This is a genomic window from Runella sp., from assembly GCF_027484545.1.
Lineage (GTDB): Bacteria > Bacteroidota > Bacteroidia > Cytophagales > Spirosomataceae > Runella.
This window is the reverse complement of record NZ_JAIXST010000155.1, coordinates 1-21,737: the sequence shown is the minus strand read 5'-3', so window position 1 is coordinate 21,737 and position 21,737 is coordinate 1. Positions and strand designations below refer to the sequence as shown.

General features: G+C 43.0%; 21 protein-coding genes. 16 read left to right on the top strand and 5 right to left on the bottom strand.

Annotated features, from left to right (window positions below; all coding sequences use genetic code 11):
* Positions 1 to 182: 182 nt before the first annotated feature.
* From Q0081_RS14365 to Q0081_RS14350, 4 genes are all read left to right on the top strand, one after another.
* Complete coding sequence (locus tag Q0081_RS14365; RefSeq protein WP_298354610.1) at positions 183 to 1,532, top strand: TolC family protein; 1,350 nt, start codon at positions 183 to 185, stop codon at positions 1,530 to 1,532.
* A 31-nt stretch (positions 1,533 to 1,563) separates the two neighbouring features.
* Entirely contained in the window at positions 1,564 to 2,664 is a 1,101-nt protein-coding gene (locus Q0081_RS14360; RefSeq protein WP_298354609.1) for an efflux RND transporter periplasmic adaptor subunit, read from the top strand.
* A gap of 21 nt (positions 2,665 to 2,685) precedes the next feature.
* Positions 2,686 to 3,246 (top strand): hypothetical protein, encoded by a 561-nt coding sequence (locus tag Q0081_RS14355; RefSeq protein ID WP_298354607.1) that lies wholly within the window; start codon positions 2,686 to 2,688, stop codon positions 3,244 to 3,246.
* 188 nt (positions 3,247 to 3,434) lie between these two features.
* Positions 3,435 to 4,691, top strand: coding sequence for an ABC transporter permease (locus tag Q0081_RS14350; RefSeq protein ID WP_298354605.1), 1,257 nt, complete (start codon positions 3,435 to 3,437; stop codon positions 4,689 to 4,691).
* Between the two features lie 236 nt (positions 4,692 to 4,927).
* Here the strand turns inward: Q0081_RS14350 and Q0081_RS14345 are convergent, their stop codons facing one another.
* A complete protein-coding gene (locus Q0081_RS14345) occupies positions 4,928 to 5,152 on the bottom strand; it encodes a hypothetical protein (protein ID WP_298354603.1) in 225 nt (74 codons plus the stop codon).
* A gap of 47 nt (positions 5,153 to 5,199) precedes the next feature.
* Here Q0081_RS14345 and Q0081_RS14340 point away from each other — a divergent pair, with 47 nt between their 5' ends.
* The 6 genes from Q0081_RS14340 (at position 5,200) to rlmB (ending at position 9,560) form a co-directional block, all read left to right on the top strand.
* Positions 5,200 to 5,883, top strand: coding sequence for an ABC transporter ATP-binding protein (locus Q0081_RS14340; RefSeq protein ID WP_298354601.1), 684 nt, complete (start codon positions 5,200 to 5,202; stop codon positions 5,881 to 5,883).
* Between the two features lie 61 nt (positions 5,884 to 5,944).
* Positions 5,945 to 6,760, top strand: a complete 816-nt coding sequence (locus Q0081_RS14335; protein WP_298354599.1) for an Fpg/Nei family DNA glycosylase — start codon at positions 5,945 to 5,947, stop codon at positions 6,758 to 6,760.
* Between the two features lie 127 nt (positions 6,761 to 6,887).
* The gene (gene rplU / locus Q0081_RS14330) at positions 6,888 to 7,199 is read left to right on the top strand and encodes a 50S ribosomal protein L21 (protein WP_298354597.1); all 312 of its coding nucleotides are present in this window, start codon (positions 6,888 to 6,890) and stop codon (positions 7,197 to 7,199) included.
* A gap of 42 nt (positions 7,200 to 7,241) precedes the next feature.
* On the top strand, positions 7,242 to 7,502 hold the full coding sequence (gene rpmA / locus Q0081_RS14325; protein WP_298354595.1) for a 50S ribosomal protein L27: 261 nt from the start codon (positions 7,242 to 7,244) through the stop codon (positions 7,500 to 7,502).
* Positions 7,503 to 7,726: 224 nt separating this feature from the next.
* Entirely contained in the window at positions 7,727 to 8,767 is a 1,041-nt protein-coding gene (locus Q0081_RS14320) for a class I SAM-dependent methyltransferase (RefSeq protein ID WP_298354593.1), read from the top strand.
* A gap of 4 nt (positions 8,768 to 8,771) precedes the next feature.
* On the top strand, positions 8,772 to 9,560 hold the full coding sequence (gene rlmB, locus Q0081_RS14315) for a 23S rRNA (guanosine(2251)-2'-O)-methyltransferase RlmB (RefSeq protein WP_298354591.1): 789 nt from the start codon (positions 8,772 to 8,774) through the stop codon (positions 9,558 to 9,560).
* A 50-nt stretch (positions 9,561 to 9,610) separates the two neighbouring features.
* Here rlmB and gmd read toward each other — a convergent pair whose 3' ends face one another.
* From gmd to Q0081_RS14300, 3 genes are all read right to left on the bottom strand, one after another.
* Positions 9,611 to 10,726, bottom strand: a complete 1,116-nt coding sequence (gene gmd / locus Q0081_RS14310) for a GDP-mannose 4,6-dehydratase (RefSeq protein ID WP_298354589.1) — start codon at positions 10,724 to 10,726, stop codon at positions 9,611 to 9,613.
* 86 nt (positions 10,727 to 10,812) lie between these two features.
* Positions 10,813 to 11,352 carry an SPOR domain-containing protein gene (locus Q0081_RS14305; RefSeq protein ID WP_298354588.1) on the bottom strand — a complete coding sequence of 180 codons (540 nt, stop codon included), beginning with the start codon at positions 11,350 to 11,352 and terminating at the stop codon, positions 10,813 to 10,815.
* 58 nt (positions 11,353 to 11,410) lie between these two features.
* Positions 11,411 to 13,366, bottom strand: a complete 1,956-nt coding sequence (locus Q0081_RS14300) for a DUF3857 domain-containing protein (protein WP_298354586.1) — start codon at positions 13,364 to 13,366, stop codon at positions 11,411 to 11,413.
* Here Q0081_RS14300 and Q0081_RS14295 point away from each other — a divergent pair.
* Together Q0081_RS14295 and Q0081_RS14290 are read left to right on the top strand one after the other, a co-directional pair.
* Positions 13,365 to 14,087: a TIGR04282 family arsenosugar biosynthesis glycosyltransferase gene (locus Q0081_RS14295; protein WP_310586497.1), complete on the top strand. Its 723-nt coding sequence runs from the start codon at positions 13,365 to 13,367 to the stop codon at positions 14,085 to 14,087. The two genes, Q0081_RS14300 and Q0081_RS14295, sit on opposite strands and share 2 nt — an antisense overlap.
* A gap of 73 nt (positions 14,088 to 14,160) precedes the next feature.
* Positions 14,161 to 15,813, top strand: a complete 1,653-nt coding sequence (locus Q0081_RS14290) for an amino acid permease (protein ID WP_298354584.1) — start codon at positions 14,161 to 14,163, stop codon at positions 15,811 to 15,813.
* Positions 15,814 to 16,059: 246 nt separating this feature from the next.
* Here Q0081_RS14290 and Q0081_RS14285 read toward each other — a convergent pair whose 3' ends face one another.
* Complete coding sequence (locus tag Q0081_RS14285) at positions 16,060 to 16,770, bottom strand: helix-turn-helix domain-containing protein (protein ID WP_298354614.1); 711 nt, start codon at positions 16,768 to 16,770, stop codon at positions 16,060 to 16,062.
* Positions 16,771 to 17,105: 335 nt separating this feature from the next.
* On the opposite strand from Q0081_RS14285, the gene Q0081_RS14280 reads away from it, so the two are divergent.
* From Q0081_RS14280 to Q0081_RS14265, 4 genes are all read left to right on the top strand, one after another.
* Positions 17,106 to 18,143: a YhcG family protein gene (locus tag Q0081_RS14280; RefSeq protein ID WP_298354582.1), complete on the top strand. Its 1,038-nt coding sequence runs from the start codon at positions 17,106 to 17,108 to the stop codon at positions 18,141 to 18,143.
* 25 nt (positions 18,144 to 18,168) lie between these two features.
* Positions 18,169 to 18,471 carry a DUF4286 family protein gene (locus Q0081_RS14275; protein WP_298354580.1) on the top strand — a complete coding sequence of 101 codons (303 nt, stop codon included), beginning with the start codon at positions 18,169 to 18,171 and terminating at the stop codon, positions 18,469 to 18,471.
* 95 nt (positions 18,472 to 18,566) lie between these two features.
* On the top strand, positions 18,567 to 20,885 hold the full coding sequence (gene pbpC / locus Q0081_RS14270; RefSeq protein ID WP_298354612.1) for a penicillin-binding protein 1C: 2,319 nt from the start codon (positions 18,567 to 18,569) through the stop codon (positions 20,883 to 20,885).
* A gap of 29 nt (positions 20,886 to 20,914) precedes the next feature.
* Positions 20,915 to 21,667 (top strand): formylglycine-generating enzyme family protein, encoded by a 753-nt coding sequence (locus Q0081_RS14265; protein WP_298354577.1) that lies wholly within the window; start codon positions 20,915 to 20,917, stop codon positions 21,665 to 21,667.
* Positions 21,668 to 21,737 lie beyond the last annotated feature (70 nt).

The following is a 21,737-nucleotide window of genomic DNA, read 5'->3' as shown; positions in this document are numbered from 1 at the left end:
GATTCAATAAAAGTGCACGACATTTTTCTCTAAACTCCACTTTAGGATGATATTTTGTCCCTTCCCGCAAGGTAATTAGTTCAGATTCTATCAGGTCAATATGTTTTTCTTTTCGGCTCGTGGCGCCAATATAATAAATCTAATCTAAATTTGATTGATTACTTACGAAACTTTCGAGCACAATGAAAAAGCTCATTCTCCTTTATTTATTTATCCTCTCAGTTTCTCATTTTCTCGTTGGCCAAACGCTAATCAAAGATGTGAATGAAGCCATAGAGTTAGCCAAAAACCATAACCTTGATTTACAGATTTCGCGCCAAAATGCGCAGATTCAATCCTGGAATGTAACCGCAGTAAAAGGGGCACGTTTACCTCAACTAAAGTTCACCACGGCCTTGGATTACAATTTCTTATTACCAACCCAATTGATTCCCGCTCAGTTTTTTGGCGGAAAAGAAGGGGAGTTTCGCTCTATTCAGTTTGGGGTTCCTTATAACCTTACGGCCGGGATGGAAGGCAATATGCCGCTTTGGAACGCGGGCCTTAAACAGGAGGTAGAAATTGCGAAAACCAATCAAAAAATAGGGGATTTACAAACGCTCGTTTTGCAGGATGACATCAGTACGCAAGTGGCCCGGCTCTATTTCGCGACGATTTTTACTCAGATATATCTTGACATCACTAAGCAAAATCTGGCGAATGTGGATACGATAGCCCATATCACGCACGAGCGTAAAGAAAAAGGACTGATTGACCAACTTGAATTCAACCGCGTTCGTTCGACACGATTGGCCGTAGAAGATATACTGCATCAAAATGAAATGGCGTATCAGAAGAATTTGAATCAACTGCGATTGGCAGTGGGCGATTCAACCTTTAAAGCCTCGCCCCTAAATCCCCTCTCCATTTTGGAGAGGGGACTTTTACCCCCCTTCTCCAAAATGGAGAAGGGGAGGGGGCGGTCTGTCGTTACGGATGAGGTGGCTGTTCCCCGTCTTCAACTCCGTGCGGCACAATTTTCTTTAGCTCAGGAACAGCTTAAAAAAGAACAAAAACTCAAATTGCCCATCCTTTCGGCGTATACTCGGTATTCGGAACAGGCGCAACGAAATAAATTCAACTTCCTGAATTTCAATGAAAAATGGTTTGGAATCGGTGTAGCGGGCTTGCGTTTTGAAGCACCTATTTACAGTGGTCATATTCGGGAAAGTGGGATTGCCCGTGCCCGCGTCAACGCTGATATCGCTCAAATGCAATTGGAAAATGACCGGCGCAAATACGATTCCGAAACCCGCGATTTGCGTATTACGTATAACGAAGCCGTTAATTCACTTAAAATCAACCGAGAAGCTTACCAATTGAGTGAAGAAAATATGAAATTGGTGCTTATAAAATACAAAGGAGGTATTCTTGGTTACGATCAATACCTGAATGTGTTGAACGAAACACTAAACGCCCAAAACAAATACCTACGTACGCTAGCGGATGTGTTGATAAACGGCAAGTTATTGGAAATCAGGAATTCTTATTAATGATAGATTGGAGATTTTAGACCTTATAGCAATGAAAATTATTCGCTCATCCACTCATTTACTCATTCTCTCATTATTTTTAGTGAGCTGCCAACAAAAATCAGAAACAGCATCGCCAACTTACAAAAGCCTTACCGAAGCTGTGTATGCTTCCGGGAATGTGTTTCCCAAAAATGAGTACAAAGTAGTAGCTAATGCTGACGGTTATTTACAGCAACAATTGGTGAATGAAGGAGACGTTACCAAAACCAATCAATTACTATTTTCCCTCGAAAGTCTTTCTCAGGACGCTCGTGCCGAAGCCGCTGCCAATATTTATCGTCAATCAGAAGCCAATTATTCCGACAACTCCCCGGTTTTGGCTGAATTGGAAGTGGCTCTGCGTAATGCGCGTACCAAACTCGAAAATGACTCGGTTAATTACTTTCGTTACAAGGCCTTGTACGACCAGAATTCAGCGTCAAAAGCCGACCTCGAACGGGTAGAGTTAGCGTATCGTACTTCTAAAAACGACGTGTCGGCGCGCCAAAAAGCGTGGGGAAGAACCAAGAATCAATTGTACGTAGACTTGCAAAATACTCGCTCCAATTTCCGCGTCAACGTGCGCGAAGGAGACAATTATCGCATTCGCAGCATCGAACCGGCGCGAGTGTACGAAGTGTATAAAAAAGTAGGTGAATTAGTGCGTAGAGGTGAAGCCCTTGCTCTGCTGGGAAATCCTAATGACGTTTATTTGCAATTGGCGGTCGATGAAACCGATTTCTCCAAACTCAAAGTAGATCAGGAAATTGTAGTAAAAATGGATGCGTACGGCGACAAAGTTTTTAAGGCAAAAGTGACAAAAATTTATCCCAAACTTAATAAAGTAGATCAATCCTTTCGGGTAGATGCCGATTTCTTGGGACAAACTCCCGATGCTTACTATGGCCTGACGGTAGAAGCCAACATCGTCATTTCTCAAAATCCCAAAGCCCTCACCATTCCTAAAGCGTATTTAGTTGGAAATGACAGTGTGTGGGTGGAGGAAAAAGGAGAAAAGAAAAAAATCAAACTCCAAAAAGGAGCCGAGAATTTTGAATTAGTAGAAGTCAAAGGCGGATTAAATGAAAAGTCCGTGTTAGTGAAGGAATAGAAATAAAACGTTGAGCTAATTATGAAAGAGTTGGATACACGAGAGAAAATTATCACAACCTATGCTGAATGGATAGCATTTTCAGGGACTCGCTCGGGATGTCCGTTGAAATCGCGAGAAGATGTATATCCACTTATCAGAGTGCCTAATTATAACCAAATATTGTGGGGGGAGACTCTAATAACGAAGGCTGAATTTGGTACTTGGCATCAAAAGGCCATTGAAATAATTGTGGCAAAATCAGAAAAAAGACTCTCTATTGGATGGGCTGCTAAACTCGTAAATCTATACTTAAAAACAATGGTTTACGTAAGTGGCTATGGCCGTCCAGAGTTAGTGAAATGGATTCATCCACCAATTGATAGTGGTTTATGGCAAGGAATTGAAGAGGCTTATAAGGGTCAAAAAGATATTTTAACCAAGACACATTTTAAAACTAAAAATAAAGATATAGTAAAATATGGTGATTATCAGAATATTATAGAGGGTATGCAAATGATTGCCTTGGACCGCAATTACTTATTAATTGAAGTAGAAGAACTTTGGAAAGGGACAGAATATAAGTCCAAACAAAATCTCTGATTTTTAACTTTTCCAGCTTTCTTGTGAGATGCCTTGGGATTTCGGATAAAGCGCATAGCGCCCGAAATACCACAGCATCGAACAAGAAGGCGAGGCCCAGCGGCCGGGAGCGAAACGACCAAATACGAAATGCAATAGATGCCTCTGGCATGACAAAAATACGGCATGACAAAGCGTAAACAATAAATATGAATCTCAACCTCTCATTCCAAATCGCTAAAACTCACCTTTTAGCCAAAAAACGCCAAACCCTGGTGGCGATGCTCGGCGTTACCTTTGGGATAGCGATGTTCATCGTCATGATTAGCTTCATGCAGGGGGTAAACCAATTTTTGGAAGACTCCGCGTTGGATGCCAGCCCCCACGTACGCATCTACAACGATGTCAATACCCAACGCCCAAGCATCCTTGATGACGGCGAAAAAGGTGACGGACAGGTAAATATCGTTTATCACCAAAAACCCAAACAACAACTTGCCCGTATCAAAAATGGCCTTCAGATGATGCGCATGATTGAACGAATGCCCGGTGTTTTGGGTGTTTCTCCTGAAGTAAGTTCGCAGGCATTTTTTAACAACGGTCCGATTCAGATTTCGGGCGTCATTGCCGGCATTGATTATCCCCGCGAGAATCGTCTTTACAACTTGGATAACCGTATTAAAACGGGAAGCTTTACCTCTCTTTTGGCAAATCCTAACGGAATTGTGGTAGGGTCTACATTGGCTCGAAAACTCAACGTAGGCGTAGGTGATAAAGTAAGCGTGACTACTCCCCTTGGCGGCAATTTGACCCTGCGCGTAGTTGGTACCTTTGGATTTGGCATTGGTACGATTGATAACATTCGCTGCTACACAAGCATCAGCACGGTTCAGGAAATGTTGGGCAAAGACGCAAGCTATATCACAGACATTCACATCAAAATGAATGACCCATTGCAGGCGCTCGCATTTGGAAAAACCCTGAGTAAACAATTTAATACCCATACCGAAGATTGGTCTACGGCCAATCAGGCGATTTTGGCAGGTGAAAAAATCCGTAATGTTATGACCTTTGTGGTGTCAATGACGCTCTTGGTCGTAGCTGGTTTTGGAATTTATAACATCATGAACATGAACGTCATTAACAAACTCAAAGACATCGCGATTCTGAAAGCAACGGGTTTTGGAGGCAAAGATGTAGTGGCTGTGTTCTTACTTCAAGCCATTATCATTGGTTTGGCAGGTGGTTTTCTGGGACTGGGAATAGGTTTCGGTATTAGTTATCTACTGTCAATTACTCCGTTTGAAACGGGCGATATGATTAGCCTGAAAACATTTCCCGTCATTTTTAGAGTCGAATACTACATTATGGGACTGGCTTTTGGGTTGATTACCACCATTTTGGCTGGATATTTTCCTTCTAAAAAAGCGGCAAAAATTGACCCTGTAGCGATTTTGAGAGGATAAGGGCGACAATGGAATTAAGGAAAATGTTTATAAATATCTTTTCGGTGGTCAAATGAAACAAAATAAATGGTGTCATCAATCAAATTTATTCCAATACGATAGTCACCAACCCGAATTCGATAATAGGAGGTGTAACCTGTCAGTTTTTTTATTTTAGGAATATCCTCTATGTTCTTTGCGTGTTCAGCAGAAAGGATAACCTTGTAGAGTCCTGTCTTTTAGCTTTTGAAGTTGTTTTAAAAAACTGGCTTTGAATTCAATTTCCATTTGCCAAGCGCTTTCATAATTTCGTCACGACTTACGTTAGAAGTTTTCATTCCCTCTGAAATAGTATGGGCAATGACGTGTTCTTCTAACTCTTGAGAATTCAAATAACGGGCACGGATGCCTAATTTTTTAGCAAGTTCCATAAGGATTTTTAAATCATTTTTTGACTCACTTTCAAATAATGCAGCTGTCATAAGTGTCTGTTTTTTTACGAAAATAATCAGAAATGCCAATACTAAAAATGAATAATACTGTTCTTCAAGCTAGCCATATTAATAAATACTTCTACGAACCGGAGAAATTTCAGGTGTTGCAGGAAGTAAATTTTGAAGTAAAAAAAGGAGAATTTTTGTCTATTATCGGCAAGTCAGGCTGTGGGAAATCAACTCTTTTGTATATCCTGTCAACGATGGATACCGACTATGAAGGTACGTTGGAAGTGAATGGCAGCCGCCTTACGGGTCTTAGCCAAGATCGCCTTGCTGACTTTCGTAACGAACACCTTGGCTTTGTGTTTCAATTTCACTTTCTGTTGCCCGAGTTTACGGTTCTGCAAAATGTGATGCTGCCTGCTCAAAAACTGGGCAAATACAGCACCAAAGAAATTGAAGAACGCGCTTACGAAAAGCTAAAACTCGTTAACATGGAAGACTACGGTCGCAAACAATCTTCAAAATTGTCAGGTGGGCAACAGCAACGCGTAGCGATTGCCCGGGCCCTCATCAATGACCCGACTATTATCATGGGCGACGAGCCTACGGGGAATCTCGACAAAGCCAATTCAAACCTTGTATTCGACATTTTTCGCAAAGTATCCCACGAAAAAGGCCAAACCATTATTACCGTTACACACGACCCTGACTTCGCTCGCGGCGGGGATAGAATTATTGAAATGTCCGACGGGAAAATTGTGAATGGCAATTAGTTATTTTTAATCACAATAGGCGAAATTTGAGTTTAACAGAGATAAACTTACTAATTACGCCATGCCGGAACTTCCCGAAGTCGAAACCTATCGGCGCTATTTTGAAGAAACTTCTCTTCATCAGCCCATTGAATTTATCGAAGTCGAAGATCGTAAACTTCTCACTACAGATTACGCCACACTTACTGAAACTCTCGTAGGACAGTCGTTTGTCAGCACTAAGCGCGTTGGTAAAAACTTATTTGTACAAACCAATCAGGGCAATACAGTTCACTTTCATTTTGGTATGACGGGTGATTTGGAATATTACCATTCTTCACTTGAGCGCCCTCGCCACGCTCGCATTATCTTTGTGTTTAGATCCGGATTCAATTTAGGGTTCATTTGCCCCCGCAAATTTGAACGGATTGGCTTGGTTGAAAATATAGAGAGTTATCTCAAAAAGAAAAAGATAGCGCCTGATGCACTTGACATCAGTTTGGAAGAATTGAGTCGCAACGTTCGGAAGCGAAAGAGTTTTATCAAACCTGTTTTGCTCGATCAAAGTACCGTAGCGGGTATCGGCAATTGGATTGTTGATGAAGTGTTATTTCAAGCCAAAATTCATCCTGAAAGTTGGAGTAATACGCTCACTGATAATGAGACAGAACGAATTTTTATTGCAATACGGTATGTGTTGGAAACGGCCATTGAACACGAGGCTAATTATGGACGCTTTCCCACTTCTTTTCTGATTCATGCCCGTGAATGGGACACTTCACCTTACGAAGAAGCCAATCGTCATCTGTTATGTCCGTGTGGGAAAATTGAAATAGCGCAGATACGAGTGGGTGGCAGAGCCACTTATTATTGCCCTGAATGTCAGCAATTAAGGTGAAATAGGCGGAGCAGAAGGATATAAAATTCCATTTCCTAATATTTTTTGAAAATAGCTTGGTAAATTTTCCTGAAACCGCTATTTTTGCACTCCATTTTTGGAAAAAACTGTTTTAATCGAAAATAACATGTACGCAATCGTAGAAATCGCGGGACAGCAATTTAAAGTTGAAGAGGGCCAACAAATCTTTACCAATCGTTTGGAAGGAGATGTGGACGCTGCGCTCGTATTTGAAAAAGTATTGTTGGTAGACAATGAAGGTACCATCAGCGTAGGCGCACCGACGGTAACCGGTGCCAGTGTAAAAGCCACTATCGTCGAACACCTTAAAGGTGAGAAGGTAATCGTTTTCAAGAAAAAACGTCGCAAAGGCTACGTGAAGAAAAACGGTCACCGTCAGTATTTGACTAAAGTGAAAATCGACGGAATTGTAGGTTAATTCCCCTAAATAAGCATTTAAAACTTTAAAATAGGTAAAGAAATGGCACACAAAAAAGGTGTAGGTAGTTCCAGAAACGGTCGTGAATCAGAAAGTAAGCGTCTTGGCGTGAAAATTTTTGGTGGTCAGACTGCCGTAGCGGGTAACATCATTATACGTCAGCGTGGTACAAAATATCACCCGGGTCGTAACGTAGGTGTAGGCCGTGATTTTACGCTTTTCGCATTGACAAACGGAACGGTGAAGTTTAGCCGTGGCCGCGACAATAAGTCATTCGTTCATATCGAATTGGCTGAAGCGTAAGCGTTTTTTACAGAGAAAACTTGGTAAAAAACCCGTCTGAATTTATTCGGACGGGTTTTTTGCTAATCAACCCCCTAAAACTAAACCTATAAGGTTTCCACAACCAAGAGTTAAAAACCTTATAGGTTTCTTACCGATTTACACAACCAAGAGTTAAAAACTTTATAGGTTTCTTGCCGATTTACACAACCAAGAGTTAAAAACTTTATAGGTTTCTTCAAAGTATGCAGCTTCGCGTCGTACCCGAAAACCCCTTGGAATGGATTGCCCTGAAAACCAATCAGGTGCCAATCCCTCTGTTGCATGTTCAGATGTATTTCATCATGGCCAAAGCCGTGATGGAGGCGGCTGAAGCAGGTGTTTTTGGGGCAATAAGTAAGGGTAAAAAAACACCCGAGACAATTGCCGAAACGTGCGGTTTGCATCCTCGTCCCTTGGCGCAATTACTGACGTTACTGGTTTCAATGGAATATTTGCGTTATGAAAATGAGGAATTTTCGCTGACATCCATGGCACAAAAGTGGATTGCGCCGGAGAGTCCGCATTCAGTCCATGCCATTGCGGTGTACAACAATCAGGTGGCGTGGGATTGGGTAAGTAATTTGGGCGAATACCTGCGCACGGGCAAGGGCATGGAATCTCACGATGTGTTTGGAGAAACCCAGTGGAAGTTGTATCAGGATGCCATGTTTGCTGTGGCAAAATCAGAAGTGAGAGAATTTGAAAAACGCGTTCCGATTCCCAAAAATGCAACGGCAATGTTGGATATTGGGGGAGCAAACGGGCAATATGTTACCGCACTTTGTCGAAAGTATCCCAAATTGAAAGCAACAATTTTAGATTTAGCAGGCGCCATTGAGAAAGCTTCGCCTTTGGCCGATGATGTGCAACACCAAATTGATTTTGAAGTAGGTAACGCACTGACTGATGATTTGGGCGAAAATCGCTATGATGTAGTCTTACTGTCCAACGTAGCACATCATTTTACGGAAGAACAAAACCAAGAATTGACAAAACGGGTAATGCGCAGTTTACGTAAAGGGGGTATTTTTATCGTCAATGAATTTATCCGCCCGGCATTTGACGGTAAGACTGAGTTGGTAGGAAGTTCAAGCAGTTTATTTTTTGGCTTGACGAGTACTTCGGGCAATTGGACTGTGGCTGAAATTCAAAGCTGGCAACGGGCAGCAGGATTAAAAATATATAAAACGATACGCTATTTTACCATACCGGGCATGGCAATGGTGATAGCTAAAAAACTTTAAAATCATGGCATTTCAAAAAGACGAATTTCCAAAAAGAAGAGTGCATAATACTATCCCTGTGGATAAAGCACGGGAAAAAGAATTGGTTTTCGGAACACAACCCCTTACCGAAGCACTCCGTTCAGGTACGGAAATTGACAAAATTCTCATTCTCAGAGAGCAAAATTTTACGGAAATTCAGCAATTGGCCAATGAGCGCGGAATTCCGGTTCAGCGGGTTCCGATGGAAAAACTGAATCAAATTACGCGCAAAAACCACCAGGGAGTCATTGCCTTCATCTCAGCGATTCGGTACGTTTCACTGCATAATATTTTGACGGGAATTTTTGAAAAAGGCGAAATACCTCTTCTGCTTTTACTGGACCGTATTACGGATGTTCGGAATTTTGGAGCTATTGCGCGTACCGCCGAGTGTATGGGCGTTCATGCGTTGGTGGTACCTATGCGCGGCGCGGCTCAAATTAACAGCGATGCCCTCAAAACTTCATCCGGTGCGTTGAGTCACATTCCTGTATGCCGGGAAAATAGTTTGATAGAAGCCATGCAGTATTTGCAGGACAGCGGAGTGCAGGTGATTGTTTGTACGGAAAAAGCGGCTCAAATCGTATCCAACGTTGACTTCACAACTCCTACGGCTATCATCATGGGTTCGGAAGAAGACGGAGTATCCTCCGACCTCATTCGCCATTCTAATATGGCTATAAAAATCCCGATGGCCGGTAAAGTGGCTTCCTTGAATGTTTCGGTAGCGGCAGGGATGGTAATTTATGAAGCAGCGCGGCAACGCGGGTAGACAAATACCTTTGTCAAAGTTCAGAAACTTTGACAAAGGTGAAAAATAGTCTATTCGTAATAATTCAATGTTCTGTGTCCTTCGCGTTCGAGGAGTTGATCTCGTTTGAATATATCTAAGTCTGATTCTACCATTTCTTTGACCAGCGCCGGTAAATCATATTTGGGAGTCCAACCCAATTTAGTATTGGCTTTGGTCGGGTCGCCGATGAGCAATTCCACCTCGGTAGGTCTGAAATAACGTGGGTCAATTCCTACCACTTCTTTGCCGACAGCAAGTTGGTAATCAGGATGATTGCATTTTAAAATCACCGCTTTTTCATCTACTCCTTCGCCTTTAAATTCCAATTCAATCCCAACTTCGGCAAATGCCATCCGAACAAAATCACGGATGTAAGTAGTTTTACCAGTAGCAATGACAAAATCTTCGGGAGTATCCTGTTGCAGCATCAGCCACATAGCTTCTACGTAGTCTTTAGCGTGTCCCCAGTCGCGTTGAGCGTCCAAGTTCCCTAAAAATACTTTGTCCTGTAAACCCAACGCAATACGGGCTACAGCACGGGTGATTTTTCGGGTTACGAATGTTTCGCCACGGAGAGGCGATTCGTGATTGAATAAAATCCCGTTGACAGCGTACATGTTGTACGCCTCCCGGTAATTAACCGTTATCCAATACCCATACAGTTTGGCAACGGCATAAGGGGAGCGCGGATAAAAAGGAGTATTTTCCGATTGAGGAACAGCTTGCACCAAACCATACAATTCGGAAGTGGAAGCCTGATAAACGCGGGTTTTTTGAGTTAGACCTAAGAGACGAACGGCTTCCAAGACACGCATGGTACCCAATCCGTCTACTTGAGCCGTATATTCCGGTTCTTCAAAACTCACTCGTACGTGCGATTGAGCCCCGAGGTTATAAATTTCGTCGGGTTGGATTTCCTGAATTAAACGAATGATATTGGTAGAGTCCGATAAATCGCCGTAGTGCAGGAAAAGCCGCACATCACGCTCGTGCGGGTCTTCGTAGAGGTGATCAATTCGTTGGGTATTGAACGAAGAGCTACGACGTTTGATGCCGTGAACTTCATACCCTTTCTCTAATAAAAATTCGGTCAAATAAGCTCCGTCCTGACCCGTAATCCCTGTAATAAGTGCGCGTTTTTTCATCTTAATTTATTGAACAGTCATGCCGAAAGTGTGCAGGAAATGGCTCGCAATAGCATGGTTTACCCTTGAAATGTCTGCAAATTTAGCTATTTTACCATTAGACTCTTCTTTAAATCTATTTTCTCGGGCAAAACCACGGCTGCTTCATATTGCTGACGTACTTGCTGAAGATAGCGTTCAGCTTCCAAACGAGTCATAAAATCGCCGATTCTGACGCGGTAGGTGGGCTGAGTATAAACCAGATAGGGATTTAATTCAGGAAAAGTTTGGTAGGTAAAAAGCCGGGCATCGTCGGCTTCTTTGCGGGTATTTCCAACATAAATCTGAATTCGATACCCTGAGGCAAAGCGTATTGCGCGATTTTTTGAGGCAATTGTATCTACCGCCGCATCCAATTGCCGATTGATATGCAATGGTTGATCTGATAAAACCCGCTTTACTTCAGGTTTTTTGGCGGTCATTTCGGGAGCGGCAACTTCTTTATAACGGGGACGTACTACCGACAAGTCTTCATCGTAATTGCTGTAAGGGTCGGTTGTTTTAGCGGTGCTGATGGGCTTGGATGAAGCACAACCAATGAATAGGGCCGCAGAGACAATGACTAAAGCAAAAGACTTGAAATTCATACGTAGTTAGTTGTTATCCGTTTATACTTACAAAATTATGGATTCCTCGTTAGAGTTTTTACTTTTTCTCGAGCAATAGTGTCACCTTGTTAAAATCTGCGGCAGCATTGATAATTTTTTGAAACGTATCATAAATAACAAGAGGTTGTAACACCTGCTTGTAAAACTCATCAATATTGACACTCAGCAAATTGCCCTCTAATTTGTAAGTGGAAATAAAGCCCATGATGGGGTCAGCTTTTCCGTCGGTGATGTTACGCGTAAGACTTTCCAAACCGCTCACTTTATAGCCTTCGGGAATCTTGATTTTCAGCACGCGCTTGTAGGAGTGGGCATTTCCCATGTCAATATCATATTGCCGGGCGCGTTCATTATACATTTCTACCTGTGGCCCAATGAGCTCGCCGACTTTAAACAAATATTTTTTCCCGGCTCTTTCCAACACACTTTTGAGAACCATATCGGCAGTCAATATAAAAGGCTTATTCACGTCATCACTGTTAAGATTCGTGTTTTTGACCAAGGCGTTCGTATAAGTTACATCCGGTTTGAGCGTAGATTTGATGATTTCATTCGTCAGATTTTTCCGCTCTTCTTCGGCTTTAATGAAGTGATAATAAGGACGTAGCTGCGCGGCTTGGTGGCCTGTCATTTGCCGGGTAACTTTGCCCTGAACTTGGTCCATCGTTGGTGAAAAAGAAACTTCCATGGCCAAATCATCGTGATTGTCAACAATGGTCGAAAACGGAATCAAACGCACTTCACCTTCCGGATAGACCTCTTTTCCTTCCTTTTTCTTTTGGATAAACAGCGCATAGTTTCCTTCCATAAACTGGTCAATCATCCCATAGCGAAAAATAGGACTGCCGGGGTCTAAAAACTTCTTTGTGGCAGGAAAATACAAGAGATACTCATCCAAAAAACTCCACGAATCAAAACTCTTGTCGAAAACTGCATCTGCGCGGCTGCATCCTACCACGATTTCGTATGGGATATTGAGTAGCTCAAGCGCCACAATGTACAGGCGCATCATACCTGCTTTGGAAGCATATTGTTTTTTCAGAATGTCTGTTGCTACGTCAGCATCTTCGTCTTCTTTGAGCGCGATGTTGGTTTTTACGTAGTTTTCCAGCTTTTTAATGGCCAATTCAGGAGCTAAGCCTTTGATTTTTTCTTTAACCAGCAGAGCGTCTATTTCTTTTTTCGATTCATCAACGCCAGTTCTGAGGTAGTCATAAAAGGTTTCGGCGGCACTTTGCCAGGTATAAAGTCGTTCGTCGCCTCGGCTCTGATTGTAAGAAAGTTTGTAATCTACCCGTACGAGATTTGCTTTGAGATTAGCATATTTCTCTTCGTGAATGGGCGGTAGATTTTTCACCGAAACCGTCGTTGTACGCTTTCCTACTAATAACGTATCCGATTGGATTGTGGCGGGTGCGTTATAGACTTTGGCTTCAAACTGCAAATACGTAGGAGTAATAATTCGCACTTCCGATGTTCTGACGGGAATATCACTCTGCAAGATTTCAGCACCAAAAAGCGCACTGTTTCGTCGAAAAAGGCTGATGTATTCCAATTCTCCGCCGACTTCGAGCCCTTCTACCGCCAAAATTTTATACACCCGACCCTGTTCTTCCAGCTCCTTTACTGATTCCAAACCCACTTCTTTTACCGAGCCGTTTCTGCTGATACTGCGTGCTTTCAGATACAGCAAATCGTTGGTGTTAGGTACGGGCAAAACGATTTTATTGTACATTTCTATCGCTTTGGAGTCGTTGATGCGAATGCGCTTTGAAATTCCCTGTATGCAGGTCAATTGCCCGAGAGAATCAAAAGCATATTCAATAAAAAGCTGATTACGCAACAAAACACCCGATTCCTTTGCTTCTGCTTCCGTCAATGTGGCTAACTTAGAGTCAACTTGTTGTTGCTCAATGATTTTTTTAAAAGCCACATCTTGGGCTTGGAGCGTGGTGGTGGTGAGGATAACTACTAACCAAATAAGTTGTTTCATGAATTTCTTACGGAGCACGGTTTTAATTTTTGTCAATCTTACTATCTTTCTGCCAACTATCCAACGCAAACGAATGAATTGTATACTTATTGTTTTTGTGAAAAATCCAGTTCCAGGAAAAGTAAAGACGCGCGTAGCCGCTACCGTAGGTGACGAGAAGGCCGTGATGGTCTATCTGGAGTTGTTGAAACATACCAAAGACGTCATAACAAAGTGGTTAGCGGAGCCGAATGACAAAGCGCAAAAACGGGCAGTGATTTATTACGGCGATTATATCAATTCAAATGATTTGTGGGATGACGCTTATTTTCTTAAAAAATTACAAGTTTCTCTTCCTGATTTGGGAATGCGGATGCAGTCGGCTTTTGAGGAAGAATTGACAGCGGATGCGGCTCGTGTGGTTATTATCGGCAGTGATTGTTTAGCACTTCGCCCTGAGCATCTGAGTAAGGCATTTGAGGAACTGAATGAAAACGATGCTGTCATTGGTCCGGCGGATGATGGTGGCTATTATTTGCTGGGTATGAAAAAATTACTCAACTTTTTATTTGAAAATAAATCATGGAGCCAACCTATTTTAATGGAAGAAACATTGGCAGACCTGAACCGACGGAAAACAAGTCAAGATGTCCCATATACCTATCAATTATTGGAAACCCTGTCTGATATTGATACGTGGGAGGATTATTTACGGGAATTGAAGGCGATGAATTCATTTTAAAATGGGTCATATTGTAATAATTCCTATTTTTACCAACCTTAACAACTGAACTAAACCCTAACTATTGTTTCCAATGAACAACTCACTTTTCCGCAAGAAGTCAATAGAACAAATTCTTCGCAATGCTGAAGCCGAAAGTCATTCAAGTGGAATGTCCAAAATACTCGGAGTCCGCGATTTGGTATCCATGGGGATTGCCGCAGTGATAGGGGCTGGGATTTTTTCTACGATTGGAACGGCAGCGTACGATGGCGGGCCGGGTGTCATTTTTCTTTTTGTCATTACAGCGATTACGTGCGGATTTACGGCACTTTGTTATGCTGAGTTTGCTTCACGCGTGCCTGTGTCGGGAAGTGCTTATACCTATTCTTATGTTACGTTTGGCGAAGTGGTCGCTTGGATCATTGGCTGGGCACTGATTTTAGAATATGCGATTGGAAACATTGTGGTAGCTATTTCGTGGAGCAGTTACTTTGATAATGTATTACAGGGCGTTGGCATTGTTTTGCCCCGTTGGATGGTAACCGATACGGCCACCGCCCAAAAAGTGTATGATGTAGCCCGGGCAGCCGGCAAATCGGTAGAAGGGTTTGCGTGGAGCGCTGCTCCGGTTGTAGGCAGCACCAAATTGATTTTTAACCTGCCGGCTTTTATCATTGTTATTTTGGTGACAATGTTGGCGTACGTGGGCATAAAAGAAAGTAAACGCAGCGCCAATGCCATGGTGGGTCTTAAACTCATTGTGTTATTCGTTGTTTTTGCCGTGGGGATTTTCTTTATAAATACGGATAACTGGACCCCATTTTTTCCCAATAATTTTGGCGGAGTATTGAAAGGCGTTTCGGCGGTGTTCTTTGCTTACATTGGCTTTGATGCGATTTCTACAACGGCCGAAGAATGTAAGGACCCCCAACGAGACTTGCCGCGCGGAATGATTTATTCGTTGATTATCTGTACGATTATTTACATTGTTACCGCGCTGGTCATTACGGGAATGGTGAATTATTCCGAATTTCAGGGAGTTGCCGATCCTTTGGCCTACGTATTTGAGAAAATCGGACAGCCTCGCGTTGGTTATTTTATTTCAATCAGTGCAGTCATAGCGGCCACGAGCGTTTTGTTGGTGTTTCAGATAGGGCAGCCCCGGATTTGGATGAGCATGAGCCGCGACGGATTGCTTCCCAAACGTTTCAGTAAAATTCATCCCCGTTTCAGCACGCCTTCCTTTGCCACTATCATGACGGGGATTTTGGTCGCAGTTCCTTCGCTTTTTATGGATGCGTCGTTGGTCACTGATTTAACCAGTATTGGTACCTTGTTTGCCTTTGTGCTGGTATGTGGCGGGGTGTTGATATTGCCCAGAGAAAATAAATCACTTACCAAGTCCTTCAGTTTGCCTTACATCAACGGCCAATTCATTGCGCCTGCTTTATGGATTATTTTTGCTTATTTTTCTCGGGAAAGAATTATGGGGGCATTTTCCGGGTTTGGAAATGAACAGCACCAAGAGTACCTGTTTTTGATATTTGTGTTACTCTCCTTTGGTTTTTCTGTTTTTAGTTTCTTGAGAAAGTGGTCATTGATTCCCGTCTTAGGTGTGCTTTGCTGCAGTTATTTGATGATCGAAATTCCCATTAATTCGTGGTTTGTGTTTTTTGGATGGATGTTGGCAGGGCTGATTATTTATTTGGGATACGGCTACCGAAAGAGCAAATTGGCGAAATAAGTTTTAAATCTAAATTCTATTTAACAAACAAAAGCGACTGATTATCAGCCGCTTTTGTTTGTTTTGGGATGTTTTTTGAATTTATTTAGTTGTTGTACGAACAATTTTGAGTTGAACAAAGTTTTATAGGAGGAACAATCATAGCTGACAAGCAGATAAGATACTGATAATAAAGAATTTTTAATGGTAGAGGTTTAGGTAGTATATAGATCTGCCATCCTTTCTGAGGGTGGCGGATTTTTATTTTCAGCCCATTCTCAGCATTGTAAAGCGATCTACCATTTCATCTGGATGCACTTCCAATACATTTGCCAATACCAACAAAACCAACGTCTTAGAAGCTAAATTGCGCGAAATGTTTGCTACCGAAGCAAAGGCATCCACCGTCACGCTCTTGTGTTCATCCAAATGCTGCATTAACTTTTGTTCTTTATCGCCGTACTGAAATTTTACGTTTCGGTCATCATTTTTGCGACGTAAGATTTCCCGCATTTCCCAACTTGCCTGAATAGATTTGTCGGCCACGCGAATGTAGGTCTTCTTGACCAAAGTGTTATTGGGCTTCTGCGGAACCACTTTCTTTTTTACCAAAGTGGTATTGATTTGTGAAGGATTGGGTTCCTGAAGCACATAATGAGGGCGCTTTTCACTGGGCAACACCGTAAATACTAATACGTCGCGCTCTTCGCCTATGGGAATGCGGTCAATGTGGTATTCAATGCCAGGTGAGCAGTATTTTTCAATGGCTCTGACCAGAAGGTATTCGTCCTCGTCTACGTATTTGAGGCCCTTGATAGTGCGATCGTCGCCGATGCCGATGAGAAGACGTCCGCCGCCGGTATTAGCAAAAGCTACTACCTCACGGACAATTTTTTCGGGGTGATTGGACTTGAGTTTGAACTCAAGATACTTGCCTTCACCCTGTCTGACCAATTCTCTTAATGCCTTGTAGTCCATTGGACAGGTCGTAAAATTGGAGGGACTTATCTGTTTGTTAAAGCTACCAGTTTCAGATGAAACGCCCAAGAATTCAAGATTATTTTTTTGCGGTACCGAAAAGCTGCTCATTTTTTTAATCTAACTTTTGTCTACCCCTCCGTAATCGTTTGGTGAGGATTAAAAAACTATCTTTGCCAATTGAACAAAAGGTTACTCTAAATAATTGTAATAGCTTCAGAAAAATCTCAATGACATAGGTAAAGTCAGTCTGCAAAAACACCGAAAAACTTTATAAATAAGCGTCTTAGATAAATTGAGTTTGTATAAATAAAGCTATTGTTTGAATAAAATCAATGAAGAACGATTTGGTTAATCACCACGATATAGAAGAATATACTTCTTTTCTGCAAGCGATAAAGATTAAAGTAGTTGAAAGCAGATTTCAGGCTGCAAAGTCTGTCAATCGTTCTATGATTGGAATGTATTGGTTTATAGGTCAGTTGATTGTCGAAAAACAGGAAAAATTAGCTTGGGGAAAATCAGTTGTTGAAACATTATCGAAAGATTTGAAAATAGCATTCCCTGAAATGACGGGTTTTTCGGCACAAAATTTATGGTTAGCAAGGCAGTTTTTCCTTGAATATCGCCATTTGCCAATTCTCCAACAGCTTGTTGGAGAAATTCCATGGGGACACAACATACTCATCATCCAAAAAATAAAATCAGAAGAGGAAAGACGATTTTATGTAGAAGCATCAGCCAAATTAGGTTGGAGCAGAGATGTACTGCTCAACCAAATCAAAGCAAATGTTTACAGAAATAGTGTCATTGACAAATCGCATAATTTTGGTAATACCTTACCCGTTCATCTTGCCGAACAGGCAAATGAAATGTTGAAAAACAGAATAAGTTTGGAGTTCTTAGCATTAGCACAACCCGTTCTTGAACGTGATTTAGAAAAAAGGTTGCTTACAAAACTGAAAGACTTTCTGATAGAGTTGGGTTACGGGTTTTGTTTTATCGGTAGCCAGTACAAAGTTACATTGGGCGAAAAAGAATATTTTATTGACTTGGTTTTTTATCACCGTTTTTTGAAATGCCTAGTGGCTATTGAGCTTAAAACAGGAGCATTTAAGCCCGAATATGCGGGCAAAATGGATTTTTATCTCGAATTGCTCAATGACACCGAAAAAGCCGAGGACGACAATCCATCCATTGGTATTATACTCTGTGCCGAAAAAGATAAATTGGAAGTAGAAGTAAGTCTACGCACCAAGACAAACCCCATTGGAGTAAGCACCTACGAGTTGTATCCCCAACTGCCCGAAGCCTATAAAGGCAAATTGCCCACTGCCAATGAACTGCAAAAAATTTTAGATTTTAGATCATAAAACCTTCACATTTAATTTAAAAAGTATGATTCTGTACAGCGTAACTGTCAACATAGATCGAACCATAGAACAAGAGTGGTTGCAGTGGATGAAAACCGTTCATATTCCGGAAATAATGGAAACGGGACTGCTGCTCGGCAGTAAAGTGCTGCGGTTATTGACCGAAATCGAAAATGAGGGCACTACTTTTTCCTGTCAGTATTATTTTCAGACCATGGAAGATTATTTTACCTACGATCAACTCCATTCTACAGAGCATCAGGAAAAGCATCATGCGCGTTACGTAAATAAGTACGTGTCTTTCAGGACGTTGCTGGAAGAAGTATAATTTTTTTGTCATGCTGACGGTTCCGCGACGGCGTACCGTGCCGTTGCCAAAGCATCTAAAAACGCCAAACAGTGTTAAAATACGCATTCAGTAGAATAAAAAAAAGGGCCTTTTGGCTTATTATAAGCCCTTTTTTGTTGTTTTTATTGGTTGATTTTGCGTTTCCCTTCAAGGTCAAGCCTTCTTACTCCACCCTTGTTTATGCGGCTGACGGTACAGTGCTACACGCCTTTTTAAACGAAGAGGATAAATGGCGATTGTATACCGAATTGGAAGAAATTACGCCCACGCTTCGTCAAACGATTCTCCAAAAAGAGGACAAATATTTTTATTATCACTTCGGAATTAATCCCGTTTCGTTGGGAAAAGCCTTTTTGCGGAATACAATCAGCGGCAAACGCACCTCCGGTGCTTCGACCATTACGATGCAGGTAGTGCGGCTGTTGGAACCTCGCAAGCGTACCTACGGGAGCAAACTCATTGAAATGGGACGGTCGCTGCAGCTGGAATTGCATTATTCCAAAGACGAGATTCTGCAACTGTACCTCAATCTGATTCCGTACGGAAGTAATATTGAAGGCATGAAATCGGCTTCGATGCTGTATTTTGGGAAACCGCCGCAGTTGCTGAGTTTGGCCGAAATTACTACCCTAACCATCATTCCCAATCGCCCGTCGAGTTTGCGATTGGGGCAAAAAAATGCCTACATCACGCAGGAACGTAACAAGTGGCTCAGGCGATTTGGACAGGCCAATCTGTTTGATAAACAAGTGATTGAGGATGCTATCAGCGAGCCTTTGAACGCGTACCGCCGCGAAGCGCCCAAAGCCGCGCCGCATTTGGCCCTTCGTTTGAAAAAAGAAAATAAGGGTGTACCGATTATCCGAACAACGTTGGTGCCCAACCGACAGGCGCAGGCGGAGCAAATGACTCGTAACTACGTCAACCGACTTCGCGGTTTGAATATTCACAACGCGGCAGTCATCGTGGTCAATAATCAGACCATGAAGGTGGAAGCCTACGTAGGTTCGGCTGATTTCAACAATCCGTACGATGGGGGACAAGTGGATGGTATTCGCGCCGTGCGTTCGCCGGGGAGTACGTTGAAGCCGTTGCTGTATGCCGTGGCGTTTGACAAGGGACTCATTACACCCAAATCAGCAGTCAATGACGTACCGACCAATTTTGGCGGTTTTGAGCCGGAAAACTTCGACCGCCGTTTTAACGGAAAAGTTACGGTGGAATTTGCTTTGGCCAATTCGCTCAATATTCCGGCCGTGAAAGTCTTGCAAAACATGACGCCGAGTGTGTTGATTGAGTATTTGAAAAAGGCGGATTTTCAAACGGTAAAAAAGCAATCCAAAGACTTGGGGCTTTCGATGATTTTGGGCGGTTGTGGCGTGACGTTGGAAGAACTGACGCGCCTCTTTGCGTCTTTTGCCAACGAAGGACGGTTGCAGGGGCTTCACTATACGACTGCCGATTACAAATCGGCCAGTTCTTCGTTCAGGATTACAAATCCTGAACAGCGCAAACCCGACCCGCTCATCTCCCCCGAATCCGCCTTTTTAATTACCAACATCCTGACCCAAATCACTCCCCCCGATTTGCCCAATAATTTTGACAATACCTACCACCTGCCGCGCATTGCATGGAAAACGGGCACTTCCTACGGCAAAAAAGACGCGTGGAGTATTGGCTACAACAAGCATTATACAGTGGGCGTATGGATTGGTAATTTCTCGGGAATGGGCGTGCCCGAATTGAATGGAGCCAATATTGCCACGCCGTTATTATTTGATATTTTCAATGCCTTGGATTATAACTCTCCCACGGGTTGGTTCAAACCGGCTGCCGACTTAACCCAACGAAAAGTATGCGCCGAAAGCGGCGATATACCGAGTGATTTTTGCCAACATCAAATCCTGGACTACGCCATCATGGGCATCTCGCCCACGCGCAAATGCCAACATTTGAAATGGGTATTTACGGACCCCGCCGCCCACCTTTCGTATTGCACGGAGTGTTTGCCCGACAGCGGTTACGTGCGGAAACTGTACCCCAGTTTGGCCCCTGAATTGATTGCCTACAACGAACTGAATCGAATCCCTTACCAACGCATCCCCCCGCACAACGCCGCCTGTACGCGGGTGTTGGAAGTGGGTGCTCCCATTATTGTAAGCCCCAATGACGGCAGCGAGTATTTCTTGGAAGGGCAACAGTTGCAATTGGCCTGTCAAGCTGCTAACGACGTGCGGGAAGTGTATTGGTACGTAAATGACCAATTACTGCAAAAAGCCAACCCCCAAACTCCCCTGTTTTTTACGCCGCCTTTGGGCAAAGTAAAAATCTCGTGCAGCGACGATAAAGGGCGAAATACGGATATTAAAATCAATGTAATTGCTGTAAATTAGCCACTTGTAGTAAGAAAACGCGCCGCTCTATGGAAAACCACTCCCAAACCTTCTCTGATAGCCCCGTTTCTTTCAATATGATAGCGATTGAAGGGAATAGGAATGCTGACCCATTTAAGATGAGCGCCACGTACCGAGTACGCTTGGACGATTTTAGGATGGGCGAATATCCAGTTACGCAGGAAATATGGGCCTACGTGATGCGTGATACGGATATGGCTGATCCATCGTATTTTAAAGGCGCAAAGCGCCCTGTGGAGCAAGTTTCTTGGGAAGACATTGACGAGCTGTTTTTGCCAAGTCTCAATGACAAAACAAAAGATAGTCGCCCAAAGGGTACCTATTACCGCTTGCCCACCGAAGCCGAATGGGAGTACGCCGCACGAGGCGGAAAATATCGGGAACAATATCCATTTGAGTATGCGGGGAGTAATAAGTTGGATGAAGTAGGCTGGTATGGATACGATGAAGAAAATAGCCACAAAGAATCGAAGCAAGTAGGTTTAAAAACGCCTAACCTATTGAAATTGTACGATATGAGCGGAAACGTATGGGAGTGGTGCAGTGATTGGTACGATTCTTACCCTGACTCTAATAAGGGCATTACAGTCAATCCCATAGGCCCAGCTACCAGTTCGTACCGCGTGTTTCGCGGCGGTGGCTGGGGCGGCGACGCGCGGTACTGCCGCTCTACGCACCGCAACTACGCCTCGCCCACGCTTCGCAACGACTACGTCGGCTTTCGGTTGGTTCTTTCTTTCTCTCCCGTTCAGAAGGGGTAAATCCCGTGAGCAAAAAAAGAAAGCGGAATGGAGTGACAAGGCGGCGAAGGGAGGAGGGACGACGACCAAG